This window comes from Fodinibius sp., assembly GCF_041642155.1.
Classification (GTDB): Bacteria; Bacteroidota; Rhodothermia; order Balneolales; family Balneolaceae; genus Fodinibius.
The window spans coordinates 1-3,833 of the sequence record NZ_JBEPWZ010000284.1; the positions used below are offsets into that span (position 1 = coordinate 1).

The window sequence follows — 3,833 nt, forward strand, 5'->3', positions numbered from 1 at the left end:
GGAGACATCAACGGGGGGAAGCAGGACATCACGCAGCTGTTTACGCGTCCCGCGGGCCTGTTTAACCCCTACCGCATCCCCGGCACTCATTATTACATATGCTCTTCCTCCACGCCCCCCGGCGGGGGCGTTCACGGCATGTGTGGCTACCACGCAGCAGAATCGGCCTTAAAAAAGTTGTCCGCGGGCGGTGGTTAGTCATAAGGTACGGGCATTAGATGAAGCTAAGCAATGAAAGGTTGAGGTTAAGGCGTCCGCAGACCAGTAACCAATTCTAATAACTACCATTTATCCCTGGTAGTAGAAAGACAAAACCACCAGCAGCTTTTTACCCCTGGCTGCCGTTTACAGCTTACAGCAACGGCCTGCCGCCCACAGTCATTACCCCTTCCCGGGCCTCTCCCCTCCGCAGCTTATTGGCCCACTGGTGGGCCAGTCTCGTCGTCCGCGGCAGCTTGTATTTCGTCAGTGTTCTCATAGCCAACGAGTAGGCGTCCCCAAAAGAGAGCATGTGTCCCGGCGAGACATAAATGGGATTGACATTCATCCGGCTCCGCAATGCGATCCCTATTTTTTCTCCTTCATCCATCAGATCGGCCGAAGCTCCTTTCTCCGGTGCCAGCTTGCTGTGGGAACCGGTTAAGATGTTTTTGGCGGTTCCCATCGTCGGGTGATCAATTTCAATGCCAAAATGCGTGGCAATCCCCATCCGCCGCGGATGTGCCAGGCCGTGCCCGTCCAATATCAGTGCATCCGGCTTCGCATCAAGCTGGTGCCAGGCCTTCCACAATACGGGCAGTTCGCGGAAAGCCAACAGACCCGGAATATAGGGAAAGCTCGTTCTGTCGGAGGCCAGTGAGAGGATCTTAGGCTGCATATCCCGCAGGTCAACAACCACGATCGCCGCATGCATGACGTCCGACCCGCGGTCAAAGGAAATATCCGCCCCCGCTACCAGTTGTGGCGGCTTATCCAGTGGCTCCAGGGATATCTTCTCCCGCAACCGCTTCTGAAGTTGTTTCGCCTCCAAAGGATCAATGCATTTATAAAAGTCCAGCGGATTATCCGGCATATCACAGACTTAACTCTTCCATTTCAACTTTCGATTTATACTTCATAATCCAGTGTAAGAAATTTGGCTTCTATCATTCAACATGTTATATAGTTTCTCAAGTAACTGCATACCTAAGTGACCATAAGAAGATGGATAATGAGGAATTTCGCAAGCACGCTCACCAGTTGGTCGACTGGATGGCGGACTATTTCGAAGAGGTCGAAGATTACCCGGTAAAGCCTGACGTTCATCCCGGTGATATTTTAGAGCAGCTAGCGGAAACGGCCCCTGAACAGGGAGAAGCATTTGATGCTCTTTTTGAAGACTTTAAAAAAATCATCCTGCCCGGGATGACCCACTGGCAAAGTCCGAATTTCATGGGCTATTTTCCCGCCAACAACAGCTATCCCTCGGTACTGGCGGAAATGCTGACGGCCACCCTGGGTGCACAATGCATGAGCTGGCTGACCTCTCCCGCGGCTACCGAGCTCGAAGAACGGGCAATGACATGGATGCGCAAGCTTATCGCCCTGCCCGATTCCTTTACCGGAGTTATACAAAGTACAGCTTCTACTTCCACCCTCTGTGCCCTGTTGATGGCCCGAGAGCGTGCTACAGGGTTCGCTATTAATAATAAGGGATTTACAGGCGATGAAAATCTCACGGTATACTGTTCTTCCGAAACACATTCCTCCATCGAGAAAGATATAAAAATCGCAGGTATAGGTCGAGATAATCTCCGATTAATTGCGGTGGACGAGCATTATGCACTGAAAGCCGGGGCGTTGGAAACAGCCCTCCGAAATGACCTTCAAGCCGGATACCAACCGGCGGCCGTAGTGGCCACCCTCGGCACTACGGGTTCCACCGCGATGGACCCGCTAAAAGAAATCGGGGACATCTGCTCCAAGTATGATGTTTCCCTCCATGTAGATGCGGCCTATGCGGGTACCGCCCTTCTCTTGCCCGAAATGCGGTGGATGAGTGAGGGCATGGTGCATGCCGACTCTTTTGTATTTAATCCGCATAAGTGGATGTTTACCAACTTTGACTGCTCGGCCTTTTTTGTTCAGGATGAGAACCTGCTGGTCCGAACATTTGAAATAATGCCTGAATACCTGAAAACACCCGAGGACCAACGGGTTAAGAATTATCGCGACTGGGGTATTCCACTGGGACGTCGCTTCCGGGCGCTAAAACTCTGGTTTGTGTTGCGGAGCTTTGGGCGGGAAGGACTGCAGCAAAAAGTGAGGCATCATATTTCCCTGGCACAGGATCTTAAAAAAAGAATCAGCAACCACCGGGATTTTAAAATCCTGGCCCCCGTACCGCTGAACACCATATGTTTTCGTTTCCAGCCGCCGCATATTTCGGATGAGCAAAAACTAAACGAATTAAATAAGCAACTGCTTGATCAAATTCAGGAAAGTGGCAAGCTTTTTCTTACGCATACGAAACTTGACGGGAAATACACTATCCGCATGGTGATCGGCAGCACGAATGTACAGGAACGACATGTTGAAAAGGCATGGGGACTTCTCCAGCAGGCGGCGATGAAACTTATTAACGGATAAATGCCTTATAAGATATAACGTAACATGACACCCATATAACTACCTTATTATTCCTAATTTTAAAACGTATTATTTATGAACCTCTCTGAAATTAATGCATTGATAACCGGTGGAAGCTCGGGCATTGGGAAAGCAACGGCCCAGGCCATTATTGAGGGCGGCGGAAAGGCCGTGATCGCCGCAAGGAATACCGAACGGTTGCAGGTGGCCGCAGAAGAGATCGGGGCCCTGCCTGTGCCCTGCGACGTGCAAAAAGAAAGTGAAGTGATCGATCTGGTTGAAAAAACCGTCAGAGAACTGGATGACTATAACGTCCTCATCAATAATGCGGGATACGGTGAGTTCTCAAAACTGGTGAACCTCCCGGCTACGGATATGGAAAATCAGCTCAAAACGAATACCCTTGGTGCGATGATGGTGGCGAGGGAATCAGCCAAGCACTTTATCAAAAAAGACTATGGCAATATCATCAATGTCTCCTCTTCGGCAGGCAAGAGAGGCTTTGAAGGGGGGACGGCCTATGTTGCCAGTAAATTTGCGATGAGCGGCATGACCGAGTGCTGGAGGGCGGAACTGCGTCCCCATAATATTCGGGTCATGCAGATTAATCCCAGTGAAGTGCAGACCCGCTTTTCTGAAAATGCCGGTCAGGGCCAGCGGGCATTCAACGAAACCAAACTCATCGCCGATGATATCGCCCAAACGATCTGCAGCATGCTTTCCCTGGCGGACCGCGGCTTTATCACGGAAACCAGCGTGTGGGCAACCAACCCGAAGTGAACAAGATTTCACTCCTGTTCGGGGTAGCACTGTTTGCAGGGACACATTGCCCACAGCGACTCCCACTGGTACATGCCGTTGCTGTGGCCGTCGTTCCAGAAGATCTTAATCGCGTGGTTTCCGACCTGTTTGATATCCTCAATCTCGACATGTCGGGTGGGTTCTACGAAAAAGAGCGAACGATCAAAGGTATTCATGCTCCCGTGTCCCCCGCGACATAATACACAGGGACAATTTTTCCGAAGTCCGAACAACGAATACTCCGAATGATGTCCATCACTCCAGTCAATTTCCAGAATCCCTTCGCCGTTGGAAACTTCAATACTTGTAGGGTGCAGATCGTGACTCATAAATAGGGTTTGTTAAATTAAACTTATAGAAGATTTGACTAAACCGTTCGTTTGGCCGAGATCGGAAGAGCGTCG

Annotated in this window: 4 protein-coding genes and 1 pseudogene; 3 read left to right on the forward strand and 2 right to left on the reverse strand. The window is 50.5% G+C overall.

Annotation, left to right across the window (positions count from 1 at the left end; all coding sequences use genetic code 11):
* Positions 1 to 198: pseudogene (locus ACESLU_RS12715) on the forward strand (FAD-dependent oxidoreductase); the annotation flags it as partial.
* 154 nt (positions 199 to 352) lie between these two features.
* Here ACESLU_RS12715 and nfi read toward each other — a convergent pair.
* Complete coding sequence (gene nfi, locus ACESLU_RS12720) at positions 353 to 1,072, reverse strand: deoxyribonuclease V (RefSeq protein ID WP_372639014.1); 720 nt, start codon at positions 1,070 to 1,072, stop codon at positions 353 to 355.
* A 131-nt stretch (positions 1,073 to 1,203) separates the two neighbouring features.
* On the opposite strand from nfi, the gene ACESLU_RS12725 reads away from it, so the two are divergent.
* A complete protein-coding gene (locus ACESLU_RS12725) occupies positions 1,204 to 2,628 on the forward strand; it encodes an aspartate aminotransferase family protein (protein ID WP_372639015.1) in 1,425 nt (474 codons plus the stop codon).
* A gap of 75 nt (positions 2,629 to 2,703) precedes the next feature.
* Entirely contained in the window at positions 2,704 to 3,408 is a 705-nt protein-coding gene (locus ACESLU_RS12730) for an SDR family oxidoreductase (RefSeq protein ID WP_372639016.1), read from the forward strand.
* An 8-nt stretch (positions 3,409 to 3,416) separates the two neighbouring features.
* Here ACESLU_RS12730 and ACESLU_RS12735 read toward each other — a convergent pair whose 3' ends face one another.
* Entirely contained in the window at positions 3,417 to 3,758 is a 342-nt protein-coding gene (locus ACESLU_RS12735; protein ID WP_372639017.1) for a gamma-butyrobetaine hydroxylase-like domain-containing protein, read from the reverse strand.
* Positions 3,759 to 3,833: the final 75 nt, after the last annotated feature.

Bases quoted from the DNA above. Each gene is read 5' to 3' on its own strand.
- ACESLU_RS12730 (WP_372639016.1), top strand. From the start codon at position 2,704: ATGAACCTCTCTGAAATTAATGCATTGATAACCGGTGGAAGCTCGGGC.
- ACESLU_RS12735 (WP_372639017.1), bottom strand. From the start codon at position 3,758: ATGAGTCACGATCTGCACCCTACAAGTATTGAAGTTTCCAACGGCGAA.
- nfi (WP_372639014.1), bottom strand. From the start codon at position 1,072: ATGCCGGATAATCCGCTGGACTTTTATAAATGCATTGATCCTTTGGAG.
- ACESLU_RS12725 (WP_372639015.1), top strand. From the start codon at position 1,204: ATGGATAATGAGGAATTTCGCAAGCACGCTCACCAGTTGGTCGACTGG.